The following is a 26792-nucleotide window of genomic DNA, read 5'->3' as shown; positions in this document are numbered from 1 at the left end:
TGCGTTTATGTGCGTCAATAACCCCACCAAGCGCAAAAGTCTAATATAGGCTTTTTGAACCATTGTTCACTCAGGTATTTCAACTCATGAAAAAAGTTCCCATTGTTCGATTCTCTAGTTATACTTTGATGGGGTTAATCTGCTTAATTGCCGTACTCAGTACAAATACTTTCGCCTTAACTCAGACAGCAAGTAATTCTTCAATTCAACCAACTGATACTTCTTCTGAATTTATTTGGTCTGCTCAAGGTATTGTTTCTCAAGGCTTCCGTAAATATCAACATGAAGGAATTGATATTGCCAACGCATCTGGAACTCCTATTTTTGCGGCAGCAGCTGGTGAAGTGATAAAAGCTGGTTGGGATGATTGGGGATTAGGTAACGCCATACAAATTAAGCATCCCAATGGTAGTATGACAGTCTACGGTCACAATCGCCGTCTGTTAGTGAGTAAGGGTCAACAGGTTAGTCAAAATCAAATGATTGCTGAGATGGGATCTACTGGTAATAGTACAGCACCTCACCTACACTTTGAAATTCATCCCGATGGTCGTGTGGCAGTTAATCCCTTAAATATTTTGCCATCAACAGTTGCAGGTAAGATACCAGCACCGCAGATAACAACCCGCGCTTCTAGAGGTTCTCAAGAAAATAACCCTAACCAAGTTTCACCCCCGCAACCAATTTCCGTTAGTGTTGGCAATACCAAATGTAATGGAGTCACTGTCATACAAGGTGAGACAGCAAACGTTTGGGTCAAAGTTTGTCAAGAAAATGGTCAGATATTTTATATCGGGCAGTTAAAACAAGATCCAACCAAGTTAGTAAAAATACCCGCTTTCAATGAAGGTAATTATCGATACCGTGCTGATAATGGTAGTTTTTCTTACTACGTTAGCCCGGATAAAGTCGAAGTTTGGCGAAATGGTCGGCAGCTTCGTTCAGATATTTTTTACACTGTTAAGCAGTCTTAGAATTGCTTGAAAAAGCTGAACTGCTTTATTTGCAAGTATTTGAGTTATTTTTGTGGGAGCGATCGCGCCACCAATTTTGGTCTTTAATTATGCGATCGCCCTTCATCCGGAAAATTATCATAATTTTATCTTTTTTTAATTATTACTTAAGTAATAATTCTGTATTATTGTATGTAACCTAAAATACATTAGGTAAAAATTCGAGAAAAGCAAAGACTTTCTCGGCTAACACTCAACTTTCGATAAAAAGGAGACAATCATGGATTATCTTGCTTATTCCCACATGGCTATTGCCAATGAAGAGGGAACCGGAAGTACTGAATTAAATCTCCCTAAGTTTAAATTTAATTGGAAAAAGCATTTTAAATCTGCTTGCTTGGCAATAGCCGGAGTTGGTGTGTTATTTTCCGCTACTGTCAGCCAAGCTCATGCAGCTTATTCAGTGTTAGGATATGCCAGGACAAATGGCAATTGTTTAAGAGTGCGATCGGCTCCCAGCATCAAGGCACCCGTTGTCGGATGTCTTACCAATGGCTCACGATTAGCAATAGTTGTAGATACTGAGAACGGATTTTCTCGACTTTCATCGGGTAATTATGTAGCTACCAGGTGGATTGGCAACCGTCCTGGTACAGGGACTAGTAATTCTAATCTTGGCGTTGGTGGTCCAGTAATTCTCGGTTTAGGCTCTCAAGGTCCGGCTGTTGCCCAAGCTCAAAGAGCTATGGGAACCGTTGCATCTACTGGATTTTATGGCTATACCACAGAAAGAGCAGTGCGAAATTTTCAAGCAAGCAATGGCTTGATTGTTGATGGTAAAATTGGACCGCAAACTCGACTTGCTTTAGGATTGTAAAAAAATTCACCCAGAAGCTGTTTTAAGGCTCAGATTTTACATTGAAAGCCCACGCAGGTGGGCTTTGTACGTGTAGCCTCAGGCTTATAGCCTGTAGGCGTTTAATAAATTGGCGAACATATTACACAGCAGATTGCTTGCGTTGTTATTAAATACACGTAGAGACGTTCCGACGGAACGTCTCAGAGCGGGTTTTGGGTTTGACCCATGTACATCAACCTGAAATCTGCTGTAGTCAAATCAGGCGATAATTTTTCTTAACTGATACTCAAATAATTTTGCACAATTTGCAAGATGCGCTCTGCTGCATGACCATCCCCAAAGGGATTAATCGCATTTGCCATTGCTTCATAAGCGGTTGAGTTACTCAGCAACTCACTTGCAGCAGCAAAAATGTCTTTGCTGTTTGTTCCGACAAGTTTAGCTGTACCTGCAGCGACTGCTTCTGGTCTTTCGGTAGTTTCTCGCAAAACGAGTACTGGTTTGCCGAGACTGGGTGCTTCTTCTTGCAAACCACCGGAATCTGTGAGGAGAAGATGCGATCGCCCAATTGCCCCCACTAACTCAGCATAATCTAGCGGTTCTGTCAAGAAAATTCGCGGATGATTTCCTAAAAGCGCTTGTAATGGTTCTCGCACTGTGGGGTTACGGTGTAATGGCAACAATAAAGCTGTATCAGGAAACTTATCTAAAATCTGTAAAAATCCCTGCGCGATTCCTTGTAATGGTTCTCCCCAATTTTCCCGACGATGCACTGTTGCTAAAAGTGTGCGATGTGAATCCCAGTTTAAACCAGGTATATTGCAAGCAGGTTTCCGACTTGCCACATTTAACAATGCATCAATTACCGTATTACCCGTGTGGTGAATTTCACCCAAAACCCCAGAACGTTGCAAGTTTTCCACAGCCAAAGGAGTTGGGGCAAAGTGCAACTGAGTAAGTTGCGAAATCAACCGTCGATTAGCTTCTTCTGGATAAGGATTAAATAATTCATCAGTTCTTAAACCCGCTTCTACATGACCTACAGGAATTTTTTGATAAAAAGCTGCCAAAGTCGCGGCAAAAGCCGTTGTGGTATCTCCCTGCACTAATACTAAATCTGGCTTGCTTACTTGAAATAACGTTTCTAAACCTCGTAAACTACGACAGGTAATGTCACTCAGAGATTGTTGAGGCTGCATAATCTCTAAGTCATGATCTGCCTTCAAGTTGAACAGTTGCATCACTTGCTCAACCATTTCGCGATGCTGTCCAGTCAAAATTATTTGCGTGTCGAAGCTATCTGAGCGCTGGAATACCTGAATCACCGGAGCTAGTTTAATTGCTTCCGGACGAGTACCCAAGATAATGTAAACTCGCTTTTGATTAGTCATTAAGTAGGTTGGGAAAAAAAATCGCCATTGCTCAATTAAGGCATAAAATCTCTAATCCGTGAACAACAAGATCCCCGACTTCTCAAAGAAGTCGGGGATCTAAGCCTCTCGATTTTCACCGGGAAAGGCAGAGGGCAGAAGGCAGGAGGCAGAAGGAATGTATAAGTGTCCTCTGCCCACGACTGAAAGGAGTAAGGGTCTGAAGCCCCTCCCAAATGCAACGATATTGGGAGCCTCCAATTGGGAGGGGTCACAATCCCCTCCCAATTGGTTCCTTCTGCCCTCAGCACGAATGCCTTCTGCCTTCTTGAAAACTCCTCCACGGATTGCGTGTGTTAAATATTTTTAAACGTATTTTTTAAGTACTTTCACTTATAAAAAAGTTAATACATTAACATATCATCAAAGAAATTTTATGGTTTGTCTTACATTAAACATAGGTAACATTATATACCTAAGTTACAATTGAATTATATTACATTCAAAAAATAGACAAGATTAGATGTATTACATACAAAAAATGACTTTAAGAGATATGTCAGAGTGTGGATTAGCACTGCGTGGCTTGGGTGATAATGCTCTGAGTATGGAAGAAGTCAGTAATAATATAATTGAATATCTTTATCAAAATTTTGTTGAGAGCTACTCTGGTGAAAAAGCTTGTGCATTAATTCGTTTTTTCAAAACCCATTCTTATAGTGAATTAACACCAAATTTACAAGAATATGCGAGTGGAATATTAAGCGATCGCATTTTAGCCGATAACCTCAAATGTTTGACACTAATGGCAACTGCGGGAGAACTGCCCGAATGGAATTCACGACATCAATCTGTGGGACATAAAGCAATTCCCCTGGCAAATGAAGATGCGATCGCACGTATACCAATGATGTCTCAACTTATGCAGCAATTAGGTTTAAATCCGGGTATTGTCGTGCAACCAGACCCTAATTTATTAGCTGACTTAGAACAAAAAATGTATAACGTCTTTTACGTTCCTGATGCATTAAATAGTCCTTATATTCCTTCACAAGCATCATTTGTAGTTCCGTTTAATGTCAAATCGGTCTTAGGGTTTGGGGGGTTATTGCCTTCAGGAAATATGTTTACCATCTTGATGTTTTTGAAGGTTGCGATTTCTCCAATGGTAATTAATTTATTTCGTCCTTTAGCATTAAATGTGAAAATGGCAATTCTCCCCTTTGATGATGGCTGTATTTTTAAAGACGATTTGAAATCAATTATAAACACAGAAATTATTGACAATCATCAAAATAAATCTTTACGATACCTTAATTCTAAAAATGCCACATTAAATCAGTTATTGGATGTTTCCGAACAATCTACTATCATTCAGTCAGATAGACTTGAAGAAGCGATCGCTAATCTTCATCAAACCTTAGATAAGTTAAAAAAAACTCAAGTTCAACTAATTCAAAATGAAAAAATGTCAAGTTTGGGTCATATGATAGCAGGAATTGCTCATGAAATTAATAATCCTGTAAATTTTCTTCATGGTAATATCAATTTTGCCGAAGATTATACTCAGAAATTATTAAACTTATTACAACTGTATCAAATTAATTATCCAAATACTCCAGGAGCGATTGAACAACTAATAGAAGAAATTGAACTTGATTTCATCACCTCAGATATGAATAAAATATTCAAGTCTATGAAAGTGGGAACTGAGCGAATTAGAGAAATTGTACTTTCATTACGAAATTTTTCTCGTCTTGATGAATCAGAATTAAAACAAGCAGATATTCATTCAGGAATTGATAGTACATTAATGATTTTACAGCACCAATTTAAGACAATAAAAAACAAGTACCCCGAAATTAAAGTTGTTAAAAAATATGGCAATTTACCACTGATAGAATGCTATCCAGGTCAATTGAACCAAGTATTTATGAATATTCTCACTAATGCAATTGATGCATTGGAATTGCGAATTGACGCAGAAAGTAAATTGCAAAGACCTCAGATTTCAATTTGTACCCAAGTAATAGATGAAGAATGGGTAGCCATAAATATTGCTGATAATGGTGTGGGGATGACAGAAGAAGTACGTTCTAAATTATTTGACCCATTTTTTACCACAAAACCTATAGGGAAAGGTACAGGTTTAGGTTTATCTATTAGTCATCAAATTGTGGTGGAAAAACATTGCGGACAAATTATTTGCAATTCTCAGCCAGGACAAGGTTCAGAATTTACAATTAAGATTCCTGTAAAAATTGAAGAATGCAGAATAGGGGTTCAGGATACACGCATTCAGGGAACACGTTGTAAATAAATGTTGCAGAGTGTATTTTATTGATTTACGCGCCTTGCCCATAAATAATATGTATGGTAAAAAACTATTGACTCTTGGCGGGTTAGGAGACTGGGGATGAAGTTTTTTATGCGATCGCAATAATATCGCTTCCAAGCTGGGTACAGTGTATTAAACAGTTCCACCCATCTGATTGCATCATGGGATAAGATCGAAGAACTGGCAGTTTATATGGAAAGTGCTACATGCTCCATCCTGACATCAGTAGCCAAGAGATTGCTCAACGCGGCAAGCTTATTTATGAGAATCGTATCCGTCCTCAAGTCGAAACACCAGACAACATCGGCAAAATTGTTTCAATTGATATCGAAACAGGCGAGTATGAAATTGCAGATGATTTAGTCGTTACAAGTCTTCGATTGCAAGCCAAACATCCTGGTGCAGCAATTTGGACAGAAAGAATTGGCTTTAATGCTGTCTATGCGATTGGTGGTACTTTGGTTAGAACTGCAAAATGATACATGGGACTGTAGTTGGACTTCAGGCACGAATTGGCGTTATTCTTCGTCTTCCAGGACACTCAGATGCAGAGCTTGAATGTGTTGTTGATACTGGTTTTGAAGGATACTTAACTTTACCACCCTCTGTGATTGCTGAACTTGGCTTGCCATATCTTAGCGAAATCAATGCCAATCTCGCTGACAATACTGATATCGTAGCCAATGCTTATTTAGCGACCATTGTATGGAGGGGGGTAGAGCGCAACATTGCAGTTCTGGCTATGGGTCGTCGTCCATTGGTCGGAACCGCCCTGCTTGAAGATTATCACCTCAGTATAGATTTTTGTGAGGGTGGCTCAGTTCTGATCGATGACATTTTGTGACTCTAAATAACAGTAATATTGATCGCACTCACCTCAGTCTTTTCACTCATCAGGGGTAAAGTTTTTTATGCGATCGCCCAAAGAATGGAAATATTGTTGTACTCCCGTAAACAGTGTCAATCGATAAACTGTTGCAAAGAGGGTGCAAGTTCCCGATTCAATCGACCTGAGCGGACAAATTCAGCATAAGTATCTGCTTCAATAGCCAGAAGTTCTGAGCGCAACTGCTCAAGTGTAAAGTCCCGTATATTCGGATATTCATCTTGTAATTTCTCGATTTCTGTTTGCAGACGCTCAAGCTCTCCTTTAATCAGCGCTTTCTGGTAGTCGCAAAACTCTGGTTCAATCCCAGGACGCTGCTCAAGTTTTTCTAAGTGTTGCAGTACTCGATTGAGGGCAGTTTGACGGGCAATTATCTCTAAATATTGCTGCCGCAGAGGTCCATCTCCGAGCAATTGCAACTTTTTTAACAAAGGTTGAATGGTCAATCCTTGTACGAGCAGCGTAAACAATACTCCGCCAAAGACTGTAGCAATCAATGCTTCGCGATTTGGTAAACTAGTTGACACGCTCAAAGCCAAGGCAATGGAAACAGCACCACGCAATCCACCCCACCAAAGCACGGTTTGCTTTGATGTGGTAATTTCCGAATTAACGAGACGATTGCTGACAAAGCTTAGTGCATAGATAGCGATCGCTCGTGTCATAATCATCGCTGCAACTGTGATGGCGATCGCACCTAAGTTTTCTCTCAAAATCGCAAACTGTATCTGATCCCCAATCAACAAAAATACAATCGAATTGACAAAAAATGCCAAAAATTCCCAAAATTCCGTGACAATCACTCGTGTACGCGGGTTCATACCAATGCGAGAGCCAAAGTTACCCAGAATTAAACCACAAGTAACGACTCCAATCACTCCAGAACCGCCTAAATCCTCAGTTATGAGGTAAGTAGCGTAAGCGGAAACCAAGGTTAATGACTGCTCCACCAAGGGCAAATCGAAACGCTGAGTTAGGTAGGAGATGCCAAACCCAATTAAAGCTCCCACCGCTACACCGATGCCCACAACTGTAAAAAACTGTACCAAAATTGTTTGGAATCCCCATTCAGCGGTTCCCAACGACAGCGCGACTAAAAAACCAAAGGCAACAACTGCCATGCCATCATTAAATAAACTTTCCCCCTCCATTAAAGTTGTGAGTCGTTTTTCTACTCCCAATTCCCGAAATAACGCTGTGACTGAAACCGGATCGGTGGCAGAAAGGCAAGCTCCAATTAGCAAAGCAGTGAAGAGAGAAATTCCGGCAAATTGATTTAAACCAAAGGCAACTCCGGCAATGGAAATTACCACCCCAATTACCGCATACAAACAAATTGGCACTAAATCCCGCTTTAAGTCTGCCCATTTTAAGTTCCAAGCAGCTTCAAACAACAAGGGAGGTAGAAAAATCGACAAAATTAAGCCAGGGGAAAGGTACACTAATCTGACATCTACCAGTGCCAGCATTAACCCCACAATTACTAACAGTAAAGTGTAGGGAATATGACGAAACCAGCTAAATATTTGTGGTAAGGTTGCCACACTCAGAGAAACTGAAAGTACCAGAAGAAATTGCTTGAGATTTTCTTCAATTGCAGCTTCTCCAATTGCTGATTCAATCGCCATGTTAAAATTCTCGTTAAACTTATGCGTTAATTTTAATCAAATTATTGTTATATAAAACATCCCTTGGGACGATATTGTGATTAAAAGATTAAAGCTAAAGTAAAAATTTTAGGAAAGTGCAATGCTTGATATTCGCCATCGCTTCCGAAACTTTAGGCAACGTAGCTTAGAACCAACCCAGGTAGAGCAGTTAAAAACAGACTTATTAGAAGAATCTACCCCGAACACAACTTATCTGATTTTAATTGTTAGTTCTTGTGCGATCGCTACATTTGGGTTACTCACCAACAGCGCTGCTGTCATCATCGGTGCAATGATTATTGCACCTTTGATGCTGCCAATTCGGGGTTTAGCCTTTGGAGCGTTGGCAGGTAATGTTAGGTTGTTTCGTCTCGGTTTAATTGCGTTAGTCATAGGAACATTGCTAGCAGTTGCGATCGCTTATACTCTGGGTTCGCTCGTCGGCATTTCTGACTTTGGTAGTGAAGTGCTATCCCGATCTAAACCGACTTTGCTAGATTTAGGTATAGCGGTGGTAGCTGGTGGCATTAGTGGTTATGCGAAGGTGCAACTCAAAATTTCTACTAGTTTAGCAGGAACTGCGATCGCAGTTGCTTTAATGCCGCCAGTTTGTGTCATCGGTTTAGGATTGTCCCAAGCAAACTGGGCACTTAGTCAGGGAGCAACTCTACTTTACCTTACCAACCTCTTAGGCATTACTTTAGCCTGTATGCTGACATTTCTAGCGATCGGCTATTCTCCCATGAAAACCGCACGAACCCCGTTAATTTGGGCACTGACTTTAACAGGTGCTTTACTGATTCCTTTGAGCGTCAGTTTTAGCCAGTTAGTCACACAAGCACGGTTGGAAAGCAGTCTCAGAAAGGTTCTGCTAAACCGAACCGTGACCTTCCAACGCTTGAACTTAGTTAAAAGCGATACTAACTGGCTAACTAATCCTCCACAAGTTAGATTAAGCGTGCGGGCAAAAGAACCTATTACCCCCAAGCAGGTGAGGTTGTTAGAAGCTTTTTTGGCAAAAGAGATGGAGCAACCTTTTAAGCTAATATTTGAAGTCAGCCAAGTTGAAGAAGTCATAGGAGATCCAACTATCTCTAATATGCCTTGGAAGAATTCAACAAAAGCTAATTGATTAACGCTCCTTCAGATAGAGTCAAATTTTCTCACTTTTTATTATTATCATCGGTGTTGGTAATTAAGCAATTAACATGAATGCAGAGATATACGCAGTTTGGGACACAATTCAAGGAATGATTAACGGCTTGATTGTCCTATTGCCTAATATTGTGCTAGCGTTAATCGTCTTTGCTATCTTCTTTTACGTTGCGAGAACAATTAAGAAAGTCGTTAAACGCTTGACCCGTAACCGTCGTCAAGCCCGAAATTTAGGAATGGTATTGGGAAGATTGGCACAAGGTACAACAATTTTGGTCGGTTTATTTGTAGCTTTGTCAATAGTAATTCCCACATTCAAAGCAGGCGATTTAATCCAATTATTAGGAATTAGCGGTGTGGCAATTGGTTTTGCCTTCCGCGATATTTTGCAAAATTTCTTAGCAGGTATTTTAATTCTGCTCACCGAACCCTTTCAAATTGATGACCAAATTGTGTTTAAAAACTTTGAGGGAACAGTCGAAAATATTGAGACACGCGCTACAACTATTAAAACTTACGATGGTCGTCGGATTGTCATTCCTAATTCTGAGTTGTTCACCAATTCCATAACCGTAAATACTGCTTTTGATAATCGCCGATTGGAATACGATGTTGGTATTGGCTACGGCGATGATATAGACAGAGCAAAGCAGTTAATTATGGAGGCAATGCATAGCGTAAATGAAGTTTTGAAAGACCCCGCTCCCGATGTGCTGGTGATGGATTTAGCACAAAGTACTGTTAATATCCGCGCACGTTGGTGGATTAATCCGCCACGTCGTGTAGACGATCTTACCTCACGCGATCGCGTGCTATCTGCAATCAAGAAAAAGCTCACAGAAAATGGCATTGATTTACCCTTCCCAACGCAACAAATTTTGTTTCACGACCAAACAGAAGAGACAGATGGCAACAGATCGCGTCAGCGTGAAGGTTGGTCCGCAGGTAAAGGTGAAGTACCAAAATCGCGTCGCATCAGCGATTCGCTTAGGTTGTTGGCTGAGTTACAAACGCAAGGAAATGGCAAGTCTGAAAAACCTTAAGTTGAGCAAGTTTTGGGATGCACTCCACTCTAACTATTGGTTTATATCAATAGTAATGGCTTCTTAATATATTTAAATTTGTAATATATATCAATTCCAATCAAGTTAAAATTTTCTGTAATACCAATTATTTGTGAAGCTGCATAGAATTTGACCCCACCCCGCGAAGTCCCTACCCGCTCTTCGTGGAGGGGAAAATCCGGTTCCCTAAGAGCTTGCGTTTTGCCAATGGTTTTGTCATGTACAGTCATAATGCTTCGTGGAGGGGAAAATCCGGTTCCCTAAGAGCTTGCGGGGAGGGTTAGGGTGGGGTTCTTTCTATGCGTCTTCACAAATAATTGGTATAAGCACATAAATATTACCTGGAGGTGCATATGTTAGATAATCTAGAATCATTGTCACATCCGCCAAGCAAACAGCAATTCCTCACTACTTTTCGTTTAGTAAGTCGCATTAGCTTCTGGGTACAGTTGACGCTAGGTGGTGTTTCTGGCATTGCTTTGTTATTTGCTTGGTTTAGCCGTAACGTCACTATACAAACGAACAATACAGCTATTGGGTTCGGTGTCTTTTTAGGTACTGTTGGTATTTTGTTGCTGTGCTTCCGTGTATATTGGGCTTTACGTTACAGGCATTTGGCTAAACTTATACAAACATCAAATTCTCAAATCCATCTCAAGAAGGAAGACGTAATTAAAGCTTTACGTCTGGGACTAATTATTAGTTTAATCGGGCTATTAATATCTTTTGTTGCATCGGAAGCGACGGTTGCAGTTATATTAGGAAAAACATTGGCTCAACCTCAAGGAGTCGCGGTTTATCGACCGGAAAATCTGATTCGTTCACTAGACATTTTTGTTATGCTCGCAAACGTCAACATGATTGGCGCTCACTTTTTTGGTGCCGTTACTTCTTTGGGTCTACTATATTGGGTAGAAGATTAAAATTGGCGCATGATGATCGCTCTTGTAAAGCTAAGGTAAACAAATGTCCTATAGCGATTTTACGTTACGACGTGTCAAACAAGATTTTAATTTAACAATCGTTGAAGAAACAACTTTTTTAACATCTATCGAATTACAACAACCAAGTCCTTTTTTGGCAGAATTTTTGCAGAAATATTTACCTCTAGCTCTAGCGTTAAATACTGAAAAAGCTAGGTCAGAAATGCTTATATGTCCTATTTTGTTGGAACTTAAAGATATTTTTCCACAGAAAATTAGTTTATTTTCTGGAAATGATTTTTCTGTAGACCAATCAGTAGGGCTAAATGGTGTTTGCGATTTTTTGATCAGTCGTTCTCCCGAACAGTTGTTTATTAATGCACCTGCGGTAGTTGTGGTGGAAGCAAAAAAAGAAGATTTGAATGGAGGGTTAGGTCAGTGCGTTGCAGAAATGATTGCAGCACAGCGTTTTAATGAACAAAATAATCAGTCGGTTCCGATTATTTTTGGTACAGTTACTACCGGGGACAGATGGAAGTTTCTCAAGCTGGAATCTAATACGGTAACTATTGGACTTTTAGAATACAATCTTCCTCCAGTTGAGCAAGTTCTTGGTATTTTGGTCAGTTTTGTTGCACATTATTAGGTAGAAAAGTAAACATGAAAAAACCCGGCAAGACCGGGCAGATGCACTGTTTGTCGAATATGGTAGTGATAATTAAACTTCGACATCACAAGTTAAAGGACAAGCAGCGTAGACGGTCGTTTGTGTTTCATCTGCCTCTCCATGTAGCCAGCTTAACCAGCTGACTTGACTTGGATGAACACCCTTGAGAGTTAACATCCCAGCAGCGAAAACAATAGCCATTACATTAAACAAAATCAAACCACCAGCAACTAACAAAACAGCACTAACAGGCATCACAGATTGTAAGACAATCGACAATAAACATCCGACCGTAGCCATCAAGACAACTAAAGGAAAGCCAACAACCAGCAAGCATACTGCCAAAGTGAAAGACCAGATTAAAAAGCTTTTGATCATCAACAAAGACTGAGTTTTGCTTAAATTAGAGCTTTGAACTGCAACCATGAATTTTCCTCCCAAGAAAGTCTGAAAAATTTTTTTTGCTTGTTTAAAGCAAATTCGATATCTCAATGAACTTTAGTATATAAAACCCAATCGGGTAAATGAGCATTTAGTTAATAAACTTTACAGTTAAGCTTTGGGGATCATGGATAAATGTCCTGATAAGCATTTTCTTGACTATTCCTCCTTAGTATCTGCCTTAAGGAGTAGAAGCCAAAATGTATTAGTTATAGAATTCGTTACCAGCGCTACAGATAATTTTGGCTTAACATAACTTATCAAAAACAAGGCTGACTCTCATAATCGCTCTTATTAGGCTGAACAATTTATCTGCATTTGTTTTCGCTGTTATTTGCTAGCTAGGTGTATAAATGCTTAACACAAGTTTCTCATCTTTAGATGAGTATATTTACATTTAAGTATTAGCTATATTAAATACAACCTTTTGTATGTGTATATGCTGAAAGACTCTCTCCTGTTGATGTGTTAAACCAGTCTATATCAGGAATAATAATTTTTTTTGAACTGATAGGTAGTCGAAGTAATAAAAAACGGATACAAGTGAAGGCAGAAAAGAGAGAACTGGTGATAGACATTTATTTGCCTTATCCCATTACCAAGTGAGTAAGTAGGCTGCGGTGCGATCGCTCCGCGATCGCGCTTTAATTGCACGCCTGCTTCATTAAAAGCCGATTTTTAGAACCAAAACTAGCCGCTAATTCCACCTATGAAACAAAACGCAAATTAATTTGAAGATATATGACAGAATCACAGCATCCAGCAAATTCGACACCGATCGCAGCCCGTAATATCCCACCACTGCCCCCACCACCACCAGCAAGCTTAAGCACCCAGCGTCAAGCTACCCAAACCCTGGACATGACACCAGAAAAGACTGCCAACCGTGCCGCGATGAATGCTGCACCACCTCCCCCACCAAGTTCTGCACCTGTTGCCTCTCATCGTCCGGGTACTCCACCCCCAATGCCCGGTGCAGTTCAAAAAAAAAGCAGTCCGGGAATGACTTTATCCCAGTTGATAAAAGAAGCTTTCGATAAAGGTTTTTCTGATATTCATTTGGGTGTCGGTGAAGTGCCTCGCTTCCGCAGCCGAGGAGAAATGATGCAAACAGAATATCCAGAAACGGATAAAGAGACTTTTGTCAGTTGGGTGCGGGAGGTGCTGACAGAAGCCGAAATGAAGCAGTTTGAAGAAAATCTCGAATTTGATGGAGCAACTCAGTACGACTTTGCCCGCGTGCGGATTAATATCTTTGACTCTCTCAAAGGCTATGCGATGGTGATGCGGTTAATTCCGCTGAAGATCCTGACTATGGAACAACTGAACTTGCCTACAGTTTTTCGCGATCTTTGCCATTACCATAAAGGTTTGATTTTGGTGACGGGTCCCACTGGTTCTGGTAAATCCACTACAATGGCGGCGATGGTTGATTACATTAATAGGGAGATGGCTAAACACATCATCACCATCGAAGATCCAATAGAATTTGTCCACAAAAGCCAAAAATCGTTGGTTAAACAACGGGAAGTAGGAATGCATACCCGAAAATTTGACAACGCTTTAAAAGCAGCTTTGCGGGAAGACCCAGATTTGATTCTGGTCGGGGAAATGCGGGATAAAGAAACGGTGAACACTGCCCTGAAAGCCGCTCAAACAGGTCACTTGGTTATGGGAACCCTCCACACCAACAGCGCTGTGAAAACCATTGAGCGGATTCTTAATCTTTTCTCTGCTGGAGAACAGGATGCGATGCGGGTAGCGCTTGCTGAGTCTTTGGTGACAGTCATTGCTCAAGGTTTGTGTCGCACGACTGATGGCAAGCGTGCTGCTTTCCACGATATCCTAATTAATACGGACGCTGTTAAAGAATGGATAAAAGACGGTAAATATGATGAAATTGGCGAGTTGATGAAACAAGCTGGTTTTGACGGCATGATTACAATGAATCAGTCTCTGCTCAACCTTTATCAAGAAGGTCGCATTACTGAAGAAACAGCTTTGGAGATGTCACCAACTCCTAACGAAATGGCACAGTTTCTCCGAGGTCGAGTATAGGGGCTAGGGACTAGGGACTAGGGACTAGGGACTAGGGACTAGGGACTAGTACAGCACGGCGTAAATAAACCACCCATTCTCAATCGTTAAAAAGCTTACTCCATATTACTTTTGACTTTTGACTTTTGACTTCCGCCTTGCGGTACTAGGGACTAGGGACTGGAAAAAGAATTATTACTGATGCCGGATGCCCGATGCCCGATGCCCGATGCCCGATGCCCAATCCCCATCCCCCAATCCCCAATCCCTTGAATCCAGATAAACCACTTTTACCCCAGTTGTTTAAGGGCATTGCGCTATTTACACCTGGAGGAGATTTAATTTATTGCATCGACCCTGCCAAAAAAGGTCGATGGCATTTGCATTTGTGCGCTTTTTTACAAGAAATTTTAGACTTACCAGAACCGCCTCATTTTTTAGTGCCTTGCTATACGGCAACTATTGACCATTGGTTAGATCCGCGCACTCAGCAAGTGCGAACTTTTGCCGAAGCTTATCCGTTAGTAATGCGACATCAGGCTGTGCTAAATGCTGTTTTTGGCACGGGGGATTTAGTTTGGCATTCCTCTCCGTGGCAAGAGGGATTGTGCGATCGCATGGTACTATCTAGTTATCGATCTTCATTTGAGCAACTTTGGCAAGACCATGATTTAATTGTGCGTTTAGAGTTCTCTGAAGCTAAAGTATCTCCAATACCGATCGCCGCAATCCAAAAAACCGAACCGAAAACTCAAGGCTTTGTTCTTCGCTTATTTGTTGCCGGACATAGTGCCAACACTGAACGCATTCTTCAAAATTTACACGAATTGTTAGAGCGATCGCTTAAATATCCTTACACTTTAAAAGTTGTCGATGTTTTGACAAATCCTGAACAAGCAGAACTCGATCAGGTTTCAGCAACTCCCACTTTAGTTAAAGTTTGGCCCCACCCAATTCGGCGAATGGTTGGTAATCTGGATAATGTGGAAAAAATCTTGCAAATGTTAGAAACTAAAAAAGGCACATTGTAGAGACGAAGCATGTGGAACGTCTTACGACTTCCTTCTCATTGAGTGCGATCGCTTCAACGTTTTAGGGACTTCCAGAAGGAGAAAATTATATTGGGCAAACGATCGCTTGATAAAATGGAGAGCTAGAATATCTCAAAACTAACCGTCACTTGAGCTGCACAAACCCCTCCAGTCTACTTACTCAGTCAGTTAGCTGGAACTTAAATGCTTTCGGATGCGACACTTTCCTAGAATCATAAGTAGTTAGTGTTTCAGATGGAAAAAGTTGGTTTTGGATATTTACACAAATCAACAGATACGCTCCGGCTGCACGCAAGGCGAGAAAGTAGGATGGGATAATAGTGAAATTGCGACCAAAAGAACCATTAGAGCGATCGTGGATTGTACGCTTTGGAGCTGCTATGCTGCTTTTTGGTCAAGTTTGGCTGCATTTACTCCAAGGAAAAATGCACAACCGTCATATTATGGAACATATGGTCAAAGTAGGACCTGGTTCTATGTTTCCAGTTTTGCTAGTGAGTGGTTTTGCCGGGATGATTTTTACCATTCAGACGGCAAGAGAATTAGTCCAATTTGGTGCGGAAAATGCTGTTGGTGGTGCTTTTGCTTTAGCCTTTTGCCGAGAATTAGCTCCCATTTTGACAGGTTGTATAGTTGCCGGACAAGTCGGTTCTGCTTTTGCGGCAGAAATTGGTGCAATGCGAGTCACAGAGCAAATTGATGCACTTTATATGCTGAGAACCGATCCAATTGATTATTTAGTTCTTCCCAGAGTCATTGCTTGCTGCTTGATGGTACCGTTATTAACCATTTTTGCCTTAGTTACCGGCATAGGTGGGGGAGTTTTTGCCGCCTTACAATTTTACCAGATAGCGCCGGAAACATTTTTAGAGTCAGTTAGAAGTTTTTTAGAACCGTCAGATTTGGTGATTATTGTACTGAAAGGATTTCTCTTCGGTTCAATGGTTGCTATCGTCGGTTGTAGTTGGGGACTAACTACCAAAGGAGGAGTAAAGCAAGTAGGAGAATCAGCAACAGCGGCAGTTGTGACTACTTGGGTATCAATTTTTATAATTGACTTTGTTTTATCTTTGCTGCTATTTGACAAACCTATATTTTAGGCGATCGCTCTTTGAAAAGTCATCCTCAGAAAACTTTAAGTAACTACAGTGAGAATGTCTACCTTATTTTATTTAACTGCTAAAAACTACAGATACAAAAAAGGTAAGTTGATTTCCGAATTATATCGATTTTTTCAATAATATCTTTAATTTTAGTATCAGCATTATTCAATAAAGATTCAATATCATCTTTAATCTTGGTTTCGAGTTTTTCTGTTTCCTTTATTGCTTGTTTAATACGTTCTTTAGCTATGTAATCGAACTTATTAGCTAAGGGATAGATTTTTTTATCAAATAAGTAACCTATCTCTTTACTATTCTGTTTGGCAAAATCTCGCGAAACATTCTTTGTAGAACGCTCTAATTTTTTTACAAAATCCCTAAATACCCATTCGAGCATTTTTATTATCCTTTTATTGCTTATTAAAAAAACCAAATTCTCTTAAAAGCGTTGGTGGGCATTGCCCACCCTACGTTTATTAGGAATGATCTAAGATATTAGTTGTCAGTTTACAGAAAACACGCGCTTGTCTATGCTAAAAGCAGCCTCTTATAAAAGCGACCTTCCTACACATTAAAGCGGAATAACATCACATCTCCTTCTTGCACAATATACTCTTTACCCTCACTTCTAACTAATCCTTTTTCTTTTGCCGCAGTCATCGAACCAGTCGTCACCAAATCATTGTAAGCAACAGTTTCAGCGCGAATAAATCCCCGCTCAAAATCAGTGTGAATTACACCAGCAGCTTGAGGTGCAGACATTCCAGCATGAATTGTCCAAGCACGGGTTTCTTTTTCACCAGATGTGAAATAAGTTCTTAAACCCAAAAGCGCGTAAGTTGCACGAATCAAAGATTTTAAGCCACCTTCTTCTACACCTAAAGATGCGAGAAAATCAGCTTTATCTTCTTCTGGCAAGTCAATTAATTCTGATTCAACTTGAGCCGAAACTACCACAACTTGAGCATTTTCTTGGCTGGCAATTTGGCGGACTTTCTCCACAAAATCATTGCCTGTTGCTAAGTCATCTTCCGAGACATTAGCAGCATATATAATCGGTTTCCCTGTGAGTAATCCCAATCCTTTTATTATCTCGGTTTCTTCTTCTGTCAAAGTAAGTTGACGGACTGATTTGCCTTCATTTAAGGTTGCAGCTATATTTTCTAAGAGTGCTAATTCTAACTGTCCTTCTTTGTTAGTACGCGCTAGTTTGCGAGTGCGTTCAATACGGCGTTCAATTTGTGACAAATCAGCTAAACCGAGTTCTAAATTGACGATTTCAATATCCCGCACTGGATCTACTGAACCGGCAACGTGGATAATATCATCATTCTCAAAACAGCGCACTACATGAACGATCGCATCCACTTCTCGAATGTGGGAGAGAAATTGATTTCCCATTCCCTCACCTTTACTTGCACCTTTAATTAAACCGGCTATATCGACAAATTCCACCTGAGCCGGGACAATCTTTTTAGCAACAGAAATCTTTGCCAAAACATTTAAACGTTCATCTGGCACAGAAACAATGCCCACATTTGGGTCTTTTGTACAAAAAGGGAAATTAGCAGCTTCAGCCTTGGCATTTTCCACCAAGGCATTGAACAAAGTAGATTTTCCCACGTTGGGAAGTCCAACAATTCCGGCTCTTAGCATTTTGGATTTTAGATTTTGGATTTTGGATTAAAGTCCAATCACTATCTTACAAACTACCAAGAATTAGTTTTAAACAGGTTCAGGAATTGTTTGAGGAATTGGACTGGGAACCGGCTGGGGAATCGGAGCAGGTACAGTTTGTGGTATCGGCTCAGGTATTGGTTGGGGAATCGTTGGTGCGGGACTAGGTAGCGGATTCGTTTCTGGGGTGGGAATCTGTGGTTCGGGTATAGATATAGCAGTGGGATAAATCATGGTAAGTCTAATTAGATTATTCAACTTTCCCAACCTAGATGACAAGCAATACTGCTGACATCTCCCTAAAGGCTACACCGAAGGAATGGGGAGAGGGGGAGTTAAAATTACCAATGCCCCATGCCCCATGCCCCATGCCCCATGCCCAATGCCCAATGCCCAATGCCCAATACCCAAAAATGCTCGATCAAAACCAAACACCTTTATTAGATACCTTAAAAGCCAATACAACACGTCCTCACGCGGCTTTTTACACGCCAGGACACAAGGGAGGACAAGGAATTTCACCACGCTTAGTTGATTTGTTTGGTGAAGCTGTATTTCGCGCTGATTTAACTGAGTTATCAGAGTTAGATAATTTATTTGCACCCCAAGGAGTGATTCAGCAAGCGCAACAATTAGCGGCTGAAGCTTTTGGTGCTGCACAAACATGGTTTCTTGTCAATGGCTCTACGTGTGGTATTGAGGCGGCAATTCTCGCGACTTGTGGCATGGGCGATAAAATTATTTTGCCGCGAAATGTGCATTCTTCTGCGATCGCTGGTTTAATTCTTTCTGGTGCGATGCCAATTTTTGTTAATCCTGAATATGACCCAATTTTAGATATTGCTCACAGTATCACCCCTGCATCTGTGGAAGCAGCATTAGAACAGCATCCCGATGCGAAAGCGGTGATGATAGTTTATCCCACATATTACGGCGTTTGTGCAGATGTGGAGGCGATCGCTCGCATTACCCATCAATACAATATCCCTTTGCTGGTAGACGAAGCACACGGCGCACACTTCGCATTTCATCCCCAACTACCCATCGCAGCTTTAGCCGCAGGTGCAGATTTAAGCGTACAATCGATTCATAAAACACTTGGGGCAATGACTCAAGCATCAATGTTGCACGTTCAAGGCGATAGGATAAACATTAACCGTGTAACTAAAGCTTTGCAATTAGTACAATCTACCAGTCCTAGTTATATACTTCTTGCTTCCTTAGATGCAGCACGTCAGCAAATGGCTTTGCATGGCAAAGAGTTAATGTTTCGCACTTTGGAACTTGCAGATGAAGCTAGAACCCACATCAGCCAAATTCCCGGATTGTCAGTTTTGGAAATCTCCCCCACAAACCTAACCCCCCCTAACCCCCCTTCCCTTGTAGGGAAGGGGGGAATTCTTAGCCCCTCCCCTCGTAGGGGAGGGGTTGGGGAGAGGTTCATTTTAGATAAAACAGGGAAGGGGGGAATTCTTAGCCCCTCCCCTCGTAGGGGAGGGGTTGGGGAGAGGTTCATTTTAGATAAAACTAAAACAGGGAAGGGTAGAATTCTTAGCCCCTCCCCTCGTAGGGGAGGGGTTGGGGAGAGGTTCACTTTAGATAAAACGCGGTTAACTGTTACGGTTTCTGGCTTAGGTTTAACTGGCTTTGAAGCTGAGGAAATTCTTGATCAACTAGGCATTACAGCAGAATTTGCATCATTGCAACATCTCACCTTTATTATCAGTTTGGGTAACAGTGCGGAGGATATTCAGCAATTGGTGCAAGGTTTTATGACTCTTGCTCAGATGATGTCAGTTAACAAAAATAAACAAGACTTGAGATTGTCCAAGCTTGTGTGGGATGATTTCATTAGTGTGGATAATTCTGTGTATATGTCTCCTAGAGAAGCTTTTTTTGCTGAAAGTGAAACAAGGCACATAGAAGAAACTAGGGAATGCATTTGTGCGGAAATTGTCTGCCCTTATCCCCCAGGAATTCCGGTTTTGATGCCAGGAGAAATCATTACCGCAAATGCGATCGCCTACTTACAACAGATTTTAGCAATGGGTGGGATGATTAGTGGTTGTGCAGATAGTAGTTTAAAAAGTCTCAAAGTTGTTAAGGATTGAACATCGATTGCTGTTTTATTATGCGTTGCCCGAAACCCTTGTAGAGACGTTCCACCGGAACGTCTCTACGTCTTTACGACTTAGGCGAGTGTGATTTTTCCGGCATGGTAATATTGTTATGATTTACCTTACCGTTTTTACCGTTGGTGTGTGCGTTATTATTGCGGGGATGAATCACACCATACCCACCGTGATTGCGTTCGTAAATTACATTAATTTCGTCGGTTTCGCTATTGCGGAACATATAAAAGTCGTGTCCCACCAGTTGCAATTGTTCTAAAGCTTCAGCAACTGTCATTGGTAGCATGGAAAAATATTTAGTACGAACAACTTCGTTGGGTAATTCCGGAGTGCGATCGCCTATTAAATCTGTAACTACCTCTGGTTGCACTACTCCTTCTATGGTTATTTGAGCATTAGTTTTCTGATCTTGACGCCGTTCTTTGTATTTTCGCAGTTGACGGGCAATTTTATCTGCCACTAAATCAATACTGGCATACAAATTTTCGCTGCTTTCCTCGGCACGGATGACGCTACCATTTGCATAAATAGTCACTTCAGCCGATTGTCTAGTATTAATTCGGGGATTGCGAGCAACACTAAGGTGAACATCCACTTCGTTTGTTAAGTTTTGAAAATGACTTGCTGCTTTTTCAATCTTTTGATGCACATATTCCCGAATTCCATCGGTGATTTCAATATTTTTGCCGTGGATGACAAGCTTCATTTGATATCTCCCGCTCAATGTTTGATATTTATTGTATTTGGTTTGTTTGCAAGGAAATGAGACTAAGGTTTATCACTGACACCAGAATATTTTCTGAACAGATTTTTGCCGACTCTATCACAATCGTGCATTTGTTCGTTTTTTTCGTGGCGTGATGATTATTGCAGAGAATTCCTCCGAACACCATTGAGGTTATATATTCAAGCTAGCACTTTGTATTTTCTAAAGTGGAAACCCTTGACTTTCCTTTAAAATCCTTTGCAAAGCTTGACATTTATTGACTTTATATTGTGCCTTTAAACACTTTTTATTTGTTATATTAGTTAATTTTGGCAATGATCCGTAGTAATCCTCAGCCATATAACCGTTGTTTGGTATATAACCAAGCGTTGATGCCATACTCAGATGCTTTACTGTGGCAGCGATCGCTTTTAAATGAACGCATATCAAACCCAAATCTTGATGACGTGTTAATCTTGCTGGAGCATCCACCCGTCTACACCTTAGGACAGGGAGCCACCACAGAATTTCTCAAGTTTGATATTGACAAAAGCCCCTACGATGTGCATCGAATCGAAAGAGGCGGCGAAGTTACTTATCATTGTCCCGGTCAATTGGTCGGGTATCCAATTTTAAATCTGCAACGTTATTGTAAAGACTTGCACTGGTATTTGCGACAACTTGAATCCGTATTAATTCGCGTACTGGCAGTTTATGGATTACAGGGCGATCGCATTCCCGGTTTCACTGGTGTTTGGTTAGAAGGACGCAAAGTAGCCGCCATTGGCATTAAAGTGAGTCGTTGGATTACTATGCACGGCTTTGCATTAAACGTTTGTCCCGATCTGACAGGCTTTGAGCGGATTGTACCTTGCGGTATTGCTGATAAATCTGTAGGCAGTTTAGCTCAATTCATTCCTGATATAACTTGTCAAGAAATACGCTCTTGTGTGGCAAAATCTTTTGCAGAAGTATTTAATGTGGAATTGATAGAAGCATAGTCAATTAAGAAGTAAAAATTCAGAAGGCAGAAGGCAGGAGGCAGAAGGCAGAAGGCAACCCACCCTTACTCATAGTGGGATTGAAACAAGGACGTTTTATACCTCGCTGCAAGCCATCTTGAGTATAATTATTTGTTTAAACTGGGCTTTAAACCCACAAAGTAAGTTTTAATTGATACTCCTAACATAAGTGCCTTCTGCCCTCGAACTTCTGCCTTTCTTGTAAAAAGTAAAAAGTAAAAAGATAATCCCCATAAATAAATTTAGGGGATTTGTAATGAACGTCTTCTTTTTTGCACTACGTGTCTCGAAACAAATGTTTTTACTTCGTTCCATAAATAAATTTAGGGGCTTTTAACCATTTTTCTTTTTCTTTATGAGTGCCTTTTAACTTTTTACTTTTGCCTTTTTTGGTAAATTTTTGAGATCAACACAGCGGACTGTTATGTTGAATAGCTTTATATCCTCAGTTTAGTGGTGCAAGTGAGCGCGATCGCCTACTTCATCAAATTATTCAACGTCTTTACCAAAACTTGATTTTGCTCATCAGTACCCACAGTAATCCGTAATTTATCATTAATTCCAGGCTGGGGAAAATAACGTACCAAAATTCCCTTTGACTTCAAGCTTTGATAAAGATATTCGGCATTTTTTTCTTTTGGCTGTACCAGCAAAAAGTTAGCTTGAGAATCCCATACTTGAAAATTCAACCCTCTCAAGTCTGCTGCTAACTTTGTGCGCGATCGCTTCACTTTTTCTGCACAAGCATTTTTATAAGCTTGATCGCTCATGGCTGCTGCGCCAATTTTACAGGCGATCGCATCAATATTATAGCTATCCTTCACCTTATACAATCCACTCAGCAACTGCGGATTTGCGATGGCAAAACCCAAGCGCAATCCTGCTAGCGAGTATCCTTTAGAAAGTGTGCGAATTGCGATGACATTCTCAAATTCTTCCACCAAAGAGAGTGCATTCTCCTGTGCAAAATCTACATAAGCTTCGTCAATCACCAAAACCCCAGATAAACTACTTGCTAATTTCCGCAGTTCCGAAGTTGAAACCACATGTCCCGAAGGACTGTTAGGAGAAGCAATAAATGTTACAGAACCATTAGCGCTGATTAGTTCTGCTAAAGGTAAGCGGTAGTCTTCAGTGTACGGAATCTCGACAATTTCCGCTGATTGCATCTGTGTCAGCGTACTATATAATACGTAAGTGGGCGTAGGATAAACTACTTTCCGTCCTGGTTCTGCACAAGCGCGAATCACCAAATTTAACACTTCATCACTGCCATTTCCGACAATAATCCAATCAGCAGGAACTTTTAAAGCTTCACTTACTGCGCTTCTAAACTCCTGTGCAAAAGGATTTGGATAGCGTCGCAACCATTCCGCATCAAAATTACGCAGCACTTCCAACACCAACGGTGAGGGAGGATAAGGGTTTTCATTGCTATTGAGTTTGATGATTTGGCTATTAGGTTGAGGCTGTTCACCAGGAACATAGCCAGCCATTGCATCAATATTCGCACGGAAGTATTCGTTCATTAGACTTCTTACAGAAGTAGGGGAAAGGGGTTCATGGGAAAGGGGTTCATGGGTAAGAAAAAACATGCATCCCTTACCATCCTTGTTCAGTTGGTCGAATGAGGATTTCGTTAACGTTAACGCGCTGCGGTTGCGTTACAGCATAAACGATCGCCCCTGCAACATCTTCGCTTTGTAATGGTGTGATAGAGTTGCGCCTTTCTATGGTACGCTGTTTAGCGATCGCATCAGTAATGTGAGTGTCTATTTCTGTGTCTACCATCCCAGGCTCAACAATCGTAACCCGTATGTTGTTTTTATACTCTTCCTGGCGTAATGCTTCTGAGAAACCGTTGATACCCCATTTTGTTAAATTATAGATGCCGATGCCCGCTCGCGCTGTTCTACCCGCCACTGAGGAGATGTTGACGATATGCCCCACTCCTTGGGCTTTAAATACTGGTAAAGTAGCATGAGTAACATAAAGCACTCCTAAAAGGTTAATGTCTATCATCCGCCGCCAATCTGAGGTATCCGCACCATCAATGTCACCAGCTAATGCCAAGCCTGCATTATTTATCAGTATATCTACGCGACCATAGTGAGCATGTACCTTCTGCACCAAATTCTTCGCTTGAGTTTCGTCAGTCAAATCGGCAACAATTGGCAAAACCTCGCCACCACTAGCTTCAATGCGTTGTGCCAATTGATCCAAGAGAAGTCCACGTCTCGCGGCGATCGCTACTTTTGCTCCTTCTGCGGAAAGTGCGATCGCTGTGGCTTCACCAATACCTGATGATGCTCCGGTGATAATTGCTACTTTCGAGTCTAATTTACCTGCCATAAATACCTCTTTGGGAATGGGACAAGGGGGACAAGGGGGAGAGTATTAAATTTTGAATTCTCCTTATCCCCTTGTTCCATTGTCCCCCTCTTCAAAAATACCTTTCCCCTTTCCCCTTTTCCCCTCCTCAAATAGATATCAGTTTTAAAACTAAAATCTGGAAATATTGCGAGTATGAAGAATGCGAAATATTGCACTTTCTTGAGATTATCACGATACCTTGACATATTTTTCAGAAATTACTTTATTTATGATATTTTCCTGACTTAAATAAAGAGCGAAAATCGTAATGCTAAGTAACAGTTAATTCAAGAATCAGTAAGAAATATCAATTCATTAAAGCTATACTTATGACTGATGAAAAAATATGTCAACATAGCTTAAGTTAAATCTAGTTAAAAGGAGTATAAGTAAAAATGGTTTTCACAACATCCAAATATGCTGTAGGTATATTCTCAATTCGCCAAGATGTCGAAGCTGCCCTTCGTGAACTGAAAAACGCAGGTTTTTCTTTAGAGAAAGTATCGCTTTTGACTAATGCCTGGATTAAAAGCACAATGGGTGAAGAAGAAAGTATCAGTAGTGCTTTAGCAAAAAGGGGTATACCTAAAGAAAGAGCCAAATTTTATAAATCTCAATTGTTCGAGGGTAATTTTTTACTTGTATTAGAAAATGTCAAGGATGAAATAGACGATGCGAAAGCGATTCTTCAGCAACGGGGTATTCAAGAGTGGGGTGTTTATCATAAGAAAGTTAGATCCGGATGGGGGAAGAAAGGTAACAAAGTAAGCGCCTAACAAAAAATTTTAAGTAGTTACATTGAAAAAACATAGGAATGGTATAGTTAAATATATGCCATTGCAAAAGTGCGTAAATTAAGGAATTCACTAAAATATTAGAAAGACGGGTTAGTGAAGCATTTTTAGTTGAGTTGAAAAGAAATTTAACAAAAGCGATATCGGACTTTGAGTTAATTTGAGTTAGTTTGGTTCTATTTGATCAACCTGGAACCAGAGCAAGAGGTGAATTGTGTTTATTGATTACATCACACTAATGCTGATCAACATGGTAGCCGGATTGTTTTTACTGGCTTACTACTTGTATGAGGGGATAGATAACCCTCGTCAAAAACAGTGGATTCCGGGTTTTGGAATTGTGGGTGCGATCGCTCTGACCACTGGTTTGCACATGATCTTGACTTGGCCCGTAATTGGTAGCTTTAATATAGCTTTTGGTGAAACTACTGTTTTATTTGGTGCGTTGTTCATGGCGACGGCGATCGCACTTTCTCAAGGATGGGAACTATTAACAATAGCGATTTACGCTTTTTTCGTTGGTTTAGTGGCGATCGTCATCGGTTCACGCATTATCAGCTTGGGGTTAACAAAACAACCACTAATATCAGGCATTGGCTTTATTTTAACAGGGTTGGGCGCCATGTGTGCCGCACCAACACTCTATTGGAAAAATCGAACTTGGCAATTAATTGGTGTAGCTGTGCTGATATTAGCCGGTTTGATTTGGGGATTTGTTGGCTATAACGCTTACTGGATTCATCTTGAAGCTTTCCAGAAATGGGTTCCCACACGAATGCGTTAATTGAATCCCCAAAGCCTTTATAAGGTAGATGCCGAAAGGCATACTGGAACCTTTGCACTGCTCTAATAAACTTACTCAAACTTAGCTAAAGCTGAATTTGATGTTATCTTCCCGTTTCAACCAAGGATGCCGGCATCTTCTTGTCCACGGGCGTTTAGTTCCGACTAAGCCAGTCGTACTTTGCTGTCAGGGGCACGCTCAAGGTTTATCGCAGCATTCGCATCGCGGTCTTGACTTACCCCACACTTGCTACATTTGAACACTCGTTCTGATAGCTTCATAGGTTGAATGTGTTGACACTCTTGACACATCTTAGAAGATGGATACCACCTATCAACCAACTCAACTTTCGTTCCATAGTGCGCCTGTTTATAAGTTAACTGACGACGAATTTCGTAGAAGCAGTTGTTACTTACAGCGGCAGCTAACTTCTGGTTAGCTATCATGCCCTGAACGTTCAAATCCAAGGGTCCGAATAACATAAGCTTTTCGGCTTAAATCAGTCGTCATATGAGTGGGTTGTATCTTGCCGAATATTTGCAATTCGAGCATGAAGAGTTGCGACTTTGCTATAGAAGCCAAGGGCATTTTTTGAAGCCTTAACTCCCAGCTTTTTATTTCCCAATACTTTGGAACGATTGTGCCACTGAATCTTACTTAGCTTGATTTTCGCTTGTTTTGTAGTCAGAGGCATAGAATTACGTATTTCCGTCATTGCGACGCAAGGAAGCAATCTCAAAGTCTTGTTTTCTCGTGACTGAGTGCGTAAGTCCTAAAGTGTTTCGGCATTAAATCTTACTCTTCTGA

General features: G+C 40.8%; 28 protein-coding genes. 16 read left to right on the top strand and 12 right to left on the bottom strand.

The window, feature by feature from the left end; translation table 11 throughout:
* Positions 1–86 precede the first annotated feature (86 nt).
* Together TOL9009_RS0107125 and TOL9009_RS0107120 are read left to right on the top strand one after the other, a co-directional pair.
* The gene (locus TOL9009_RS0107125; protein ID WP_029632160.1) at positions 87–974 is read left to right on the top strand and encodes a peptidoglycan DD-metalloendopeptidase family protein; all 888 of its coding nucleotides are present in this window, start codon (positions 87–89) and stop codon (positions 972–974) included.
* A gap of 259 nt (positions 975–1233) precedes the next feature.
* A complete protein-coding gene (locus TOL9009_RS0107120) occupies positions 1234–1830 on the top strand; it encodes a peptidoglycan-binding protein (RefSeq protein ID WP_029632158.1) in 597 nt (198 codons plus the stop codon).
* A 257-nt stretch (positions 1831–2087) separates the two neighbouring features.
* On the opposite strand, the gene wecB is transcribed toward TOL9009_RS0107120, so the two are convergent.
* A complete protein-coding gene (wecB, locus tag TOL9009_RS0107115; RefSeq protein WP_029632156.1) occupies positions 2088–3203 on the bottom strand; it encodes a non-hydrolyzing UDP-N-acetylglucosamine 2-epimerase in 1116 nt (371 codons plus the stop codon).
* Between the two features lie 520 nt (positions 3204–3723).
* Between wecB and TOL9009_RS38435 the strand changes: the two genes are divergently transcribed.
* From TOL9009_RS38435 to TOL9009_RS0107100, 3 genes are all read left to right on the top strand, one after another.
* Positions 3724–5502, top strand: coding sequence for a sensor histidine kinase (locus TOL9009_RS38435; RefSeq protein WP_398344173.1), 1779 nt, complete (start codon positions 3724–3726; stop codon positions 5500–5502).
* Positions 5503–5726: 224 nt separating this feature from the next.
* Positions 5727–5999, top strand: coding sequence for a hypothetical protein (locus TOL9009_RS0107105; protein ID WP_029632154.1), 273 nt, complete (start codon positions 5727–5729; stop codon positions 5997–5999).
* A complete protein-coding gene (locus tag TOL9009_RS0107100; protein ID WP_029632152.1) occupies positions 5996–6364 on the top strand; it encodes a clan AA aspartic protease in 369 nt (122 codons plus the stop codon). Before TOL9009_RS0107105 ends, TOL9009_RS0107100 begins: the two co-directional genes overlap by 4 nt.
* 116 nt (positions 6365–6480) lie before the next feature.
* Here the strand turns inward: TOL9009_RS0107100 and TOL9009_RS0107095 are convergent, their stop codons facing one another.
* Positions 6481–8034: a Na+/H+ antiporter gene (locus TOL9009_RS0107095; RefSeq protein ID WP_029632151.1), complete on the bottom strand. Its 1554-nt coding sequence runs from the start codon at positions 8032–8034 to the stop codon at positions 6481–6483.
* 121 nt (positions 8035–8155) lie between these two features.
* On the opposite strand from TOL9009_RS0107095, the gene TOL9009_RS0107090 reads away from it, so the two are divergent.
* The 4 genes from TOL9009_RS0107090 to TOL9009_RS0107070 all read left to right on the top strand — a co-directional run bounded on the left by TOL9009_RS0107090 (position 8156) and on the right by TOL9009_RS0107070 (position 11843).
* A complete protein-coding gene (locus tag TOL9009_RS0107090; RefSeq protein ID WP_029632149.1) occupies positions 8156–9187 on the top strand; it encodes a DUF389 domain-containing protein in 1032 nt (343 codons plus the stop codon).
* A gap of 76 nt (positions 9188–9263) precedes the next feature.
* Positions 9264–10253: a mechanosensitive ion channel family protein gene (locus tag TOL9009_RS0107085; RefSeq protein WP_029632147.1), complete on the top strand. Its 990-nt coding sequence runs from the start codon at positions 9264–9266 to the stop codon at positions 10251–10253.
* 374 nt (positions 10254–10627) lie between these two features.
* Positions 10628–11197 (top strand): DUF3611 family protein, encoded by a 570-nt coding sequence (locus TOL9009_RS0107075; protein ID WP_029632143.1) that lies wholly within the window; start codon positions 10628–10630, stop codon positions 11195–11197.
* Between the two features lie 43 nt (positions 11198–11240).
* Positions 11241–11843, top strand: coding sequence for a hypothetical protein (locus TOL9009_RS0107070; protein WP_029632141.1), 603 nt, complete (start codon positions 11241–11243; stop codon positions 11841–11843).
* Between the two features lie 72 nt (positions 11844–11915).
* On the opposite strand, the gene TOL9009_RS0107065 is transcribed toward TOL9009_RS0107070, so the two are convergent.
* Positions 11916–12290, bottom strand: a complete 375-nt coding sequence (locus TOL9009_RS0107065; RefSeq protein ID WP_029632139.1) for a hypothetical protein — start codon at positions 12288–12290, stop codon at positions 11916–11918.
* A 756-nt stretch (positions 12291–13046) separates the two neighbouring features.
* On the opposite strand from TOL9009_RS0107065, the gene TOL9009_RS0107060 reads away from it, so the two are divergent.
* The 3 genes from TOL9009_RS0107060 to TOL9009_RS0107050 all read left to right on the top strand — a co-directional run bounded on the left by TOL9009_RS0107060 (position 13047) and on the right by TOL9009_RS0107050 (position 16494).
* Positions 13047–14363 carry a type IV pilus twitching motility protein PilT gene (locus TOL9009_RS0107060; RefSeq protein WP_029632137.1) on the top strand — a complete coding sequence of 439 codons (1317 nt, stop codon included), beginning with the start codon at positions 13047–13049 and terminating at the stop codon, positions 14361–14363.
* Positions 14364–14578: 215 nt separating this feature from the next.
* A complete protein-coding gene (locus tag TOL9009_RS0107055) occupies positions 14579–15373 on the top strand; it encodes a circadian clock KaiB family protein (RefSeq protein WP_029632136.1) in 795 nt (264 codons plus the stop codon).
* Positions 15374–15708: 335 nt separating this feature from the next.
* Entirely contained in the window at positions 15709–16494 is a 786-nt protein-coding gene (locus TOL9009_RS0107050) for an MlaE family ABC transporter permease (protein WP_398344920.1), read from the top strand.
* A gap of 79 nt (positions 16495–16573) precedes the next feature.
* On the opposite strand, the gene TOL9009_RS0107045 is transcribed toward TOL9009_RS0107050, so the two are convergent.
* The 3 genes from TOL9009_RS0107045 to TOL9009_RS0107035 all read right to left on the bottom strand — a co-directional run bounded on the left by TOL9009_RS0107045 (position 16574) and on the right by TOL9009_RS0107035 (position 18408).
* Positions 16574–16894, bottom strand: coding sequence for a hypothetical protein (locus TOL9009_RS0107045; RefSeq protein ID WP_029632133.1), 321 nt, complete (start codon positions 16892–16894; stop codon positions 16574–16576).
* A 167-nt stretch (positions 16895–17061) separates the two neighbouring features.
* Positions 17062–18153, bottom strand: a complete 1092-nt coding sequence (gene ychF, locus TOL9009_RS0107040) for a redox-regulated ATPase YchF (RefSeq protein ID WP_029632132.1) — start codon at positions 18151–18153, stop codon at positions 17062–17064.
* A 69-nt stretch (positions 18154–18222) separates the two neighbouring features.
* A complete protein-coding gene (locus tag TOL9009_RS0107035; protein WP_029632131.1) occupies positions 18223–18408 on the bottom strand; it encodes a hypothetical protein in 186 nt (61 codons plus the stop codon).
* A 179-nt stretch (positions 18409–18587) separates the two neighbouring features.
* Between TOL9009_RS0107035 and TOL9009_RS0107030 the strand changes: the two genes are divergently transcribed.
* Positions 18588–20285 carry an aminotransferase class I/II-fold pyridoxal phosphate-dependent enzyme gene (locus TOL9009_RS0107030; RefSeq protein WP_029632130.1) on the top strand — a complete coding sequence of 566 codons (1698 nt, stop codon included), beginning with the start codon at positions 18588–18590 and terminating at the stop codon, positions 20283–20285.
* Between the two features lie 73 nt (positions 20286–20358).
* On the opposite strand, the gene hpf is transcribed toward TOL9009_RS0107030, so the two are convergent.
* Positions 20359–21012, bottom strand: a complete 654-nt coding sequence (gene hpf / locus TOL9009_RS0107025) for a ribosome hibernation-promoting factor, HPF/YfiA family (RefSeq protein WP_029632129.1) — start codon at positions 21010–21012, stop codon at positions 20359–20361.
* Between the two features lie 335 nt (positions 21013–21347).
* Between hpf and lipB the strand changes: the two genes are divergently transcribed.
* Complete coding sequence (gene lipB, locus TOL9009_RS0107020; RefSeq protein WP_029632127.1) at positions 21348–22013, top strand: lipoyl(octanoyl) transferase LipB; 666 nt, start codon at positions 21348–21350, stop codon at positions 22011–22013.
* 497 nt (positions 22014–22510) lie between these two features.
* Here the strand turns inward: lipB and hisC are convergent, their stop codons facing one another.
* From hisC to TOL9009_RS0107005, 3 genes are all read right to left on the bottom strand, one after another.
* Entirely contained in the window at positions 22511–23563 is a 1053-nt protein-coding gene (hisC, locus tag TOL9009_RS0107015) for a histidinol-phosphate transaminase (protein ID WP_029632125.1), read from the bottom strand.
* Positions 23564–23636: 73 nt separating this feature from the next.
* Positions 23637–24386, bottom strand: coding sequence for an SDR family NAD(P)-dependent oxidoreductase (locus TOL9009_RS0107010; RefSeq protein WP_029632123.1), 750 nt, complete (start codon positions 24384–24386; stop codon positions 23637–23639).
* Entirely contained in the window at positions 24371–24613 is a 243-nt protein-coding gene (locus TOL9009_RS0107005) for a hypothetical protein (RefSeq protein WP_029632122.1), read from the bottom strand. Before TOL9009_RS0107005 ends, TOL9009_RS0107010 begins: the two co-directional genes overlap by 16 nt.
* Positions 24614–24802: 189 nt before the next feature.
* Here TOL9009_RS0107005 and TOL9009_RS0107000 point away from each other — a divergent pair, with 189 nt between their 5' ends.
* Positions 24803–25183 carry a hypothetical protein gene (locus TOL9009_RS0107000; RefSeq protein WP_029632120.1) on the top strand — a complete coding sequence of 127 codons (381 nt, stop codon included), beginning with the start codon at positions 24803–24805 and terminating at the stop codon, positions 25181–25183.
* A gap of 232 nt (positions 25184–25415) precedes the next feature.
* Entirely contained in the window at positions 25416–25985 is a 570-nt protein-coding gene (locus TOL9009_RS0106995; RefSeq protein ID WP_029632118.1) for a DUF981 family protein, read from the top strand.
* Positions 25986–26149: 164 nt separating this feature from the next.
* On the opposite strand, the gene TOL9009_RS42090 is transcribed toward TOL9009_RS0106995, so the two are convergent.
* Both TOL9009_RS42090 and TOL9009_RS42085 read right to left on the bottom strand, forming a co-directional pair.
* Positions 26150–26467, bottom strand: coding sequence for a zinc ribbon domain-containing protein (locus TOL9009_RS42090; RefSeq protein WP_029632116.1), 318 nt, complete (start codon positions 26465–26467; stop codon positions 26150–26152).
* 17 nt (positions 26468–26484) lie between these two features.
* A complete protein-coding gene (locus TOL9009_RS42085) occupies positions 26485–26679 on the bottom strand; it encodes a hypothetical protein (RefSeq protein ID WP_029632114.1) in 195 nt (64 codons plus the stop codon).
* Between the last annotated feature and the right edge of the window lie 113 nt (positions 26680–26792).

It is taken from the genome of [Scytonema hofmanni] UTEX 2349 (assembly GCF_000582685.1).
Taxonomy (GTDB): Bacteria; Cyanobacteriota; Cyanobacteriia; order Cyanobacteriales; family Nostocaceae; genus Hassallia; species Hassallia hofmanni.
This window is presented reverse-complemented; position numbering and strand designations above follow the sequence as displayed.

Bases quoted from the DNA above. Each gene is read 5' to 3' on its own strand.
- hpf (WP_029632129.1), bottom strand. From the start codon at position 21,012: ATGAAGCTTGTCATCCACGGCAAAAATATTGAAATCACCGATGGAATT.
- TOL9009_RS0107100 (WP_029632152.1), top strand. From the start codon at position 5,996: ATGATACATGGGACTGTAGTTGGACTTCAGGCACGAATTGGCGTTATT.
- TOL9009_RS0107105 (WP_029632154.1), top strand. From the start codon at position 5,727: ATGCTCCATCCTGACATCAGTAGCCAAGAGATTGCTCAACGCGGCAAG.
- wecB (WP_029632156.1), bottom strand. From the start codon at position 3,203: ATGACTAATCAAAAGCGAGTTTACATTATCTTGGGTACTCGTCCGGAA.
- TOL9009_RS0107125 (WP_029632160.1), top strand. From the start codon at position 87: ATGAAAAAAGTTCCCATTGTTCGATTCTCTAGTTATACTTTGATGGGG.
- TOL9009_RS0107065 (WP_029632139.1), bottom strand. From the start codon at position 12,290: ATGGTTGCAGTTCAAAGCTCTAATTTAAGCAAAACTCAGTCTTTGTTG.
- TOL9009_RS0107030 (WP_029632130.1), top strand. From the start codon at position 18,588: ATGCTCGATCAAAACCAAACACCTTTATTAGATACCTTAAAAGCCAAT.
- TOL9009_RS0107090 (WP_029632149.1), top strand. From the start codon at position 8,156: ATGCTTGATATTCGCCATCGCTTCCGAAACTTTAGGCAACGTAGCTTA.
- TOL9009_RS42085 (WP_029632114.1), bottom strand. From the start codon at position 26,679: ATGCCTCTGACTACAAAACAAGCGAAAATCAAGCTAAGTAAGATTCAG.
- TOL9009_RS0107000 (WP_029632120.1), top strand. From the start codon at position 24,803: ATGGTTTTCACAACATCCAAATATGCTGTAGGTATATTCTCAATTCGC.
- TOL9009_RS0107055 (WP_029632136.1), top strand. From the start codon at position 14,579: ATGCCCAATCCCCATCCCCCAATCCCCAATCCCTTGAATCCAGATAAA.
- TOL9009_RS0107095 (WP_029632151.1), bottom strand. From the start codon at position 8,034: ATGGCGATTGAATCAGCAATTGGAGAAGCTGCAATTGAAGAAAATCTC.
- ychF (WP_029632132.1), bottom strand. From the start codon at position 18,153: ATGCTAAGAGCCGGAATTGTTGGACTTCCCAACGTGGGAAAATCTACT.
- lipB (WP_029632127.1), top strand. From the start codon at position 21,348: ATGATCCGTAGTAATCCTCAGCCATATAACCGTTGTTTGGTATATAAC.
- TOL9009_RS0107010 (WP_029632123.1), bottom strand. From the start codon at position 24,386: ATGGCAGGTAAATTAGACTCGAAAGTAGCAATTATCACCGGAGCATCA.
- TOL9009_RS0107005 (WP_029632122.1), bottom strand. From the start codon at position 24,613: ATGTCAAGGTATCGTGATAATCTCAAGAAAGTGCAATATTTCGCATTC.
- TOL9009_RS42090 (WP_029632116.1), bottom strand. From the start codon at position 26,467: ATGTTATTCGGACCCTTGGATTTGAACGTTCAGGGCATGATAGCTAAC.
- TOL9009_RS0107035 (WP_029632131.1), bottom strand. From the start codon at position 18,408: ATGATTTATCCCACTGCTATATCTATACCCGAACCACAGATTCCCACC.
- TOL9009_RS0107085 (WP_029632147.1), top strand. From the start codon at position 9,264: ATGAATGCAGAGATATACGCAGTTTGGGACACAATTCAAGGAATGATT.
- TOL9009_RS0107060 (WP_029632137.1), top strand. From the start codon at position 13,047: ATGACAGAATCACAGCATCCAGCAAATTCGACACCGATCGCAGCCCGT.
- hisC (WP_029632125.1), bottom strand. From the start codon at position 23,563: ATGAACGAATACTTCCGTGCGAATATTGATGCAATGGCTGGCTATGTT.
- TOL9009_RS38435 (WP_398344173.1), top strand. From the start codon at position 3,724: ATGACTTTAAGAGATATGTCAGAGTGTGGATTAGCACTGCGTGGCTTG.
- TOL9009_RS0107045 (WP_029632133.1), bottom strand. From the start codon at position 16,894: ATGCTCGAATGGGTATTTAGGGATTTTGTAAAAAAATTAGAGCGTTCT.
- TOL9009_RS0107120 (WP_029632158.1), top strand. From the start codon at position 1,234: ATGGATTATCTTGCTTATTCCCACATGGCTATTGCCAATGAAGAGGGA.
- TOL9009_RS0107070 (WP_029632141.1), top strand. From the start codon at position 11,241: ATGTCCTATAGCGATTTTACGTTACGACGTGTCAAACAAGATTTTAAT.
- TOL9009_RS0107075 (WP_029632143.1), top strand. From the start codon at position 10,628: ATGTTAGATAATCTAGAATCATTGTCACATCCGCCAAGCAAACAGCAA.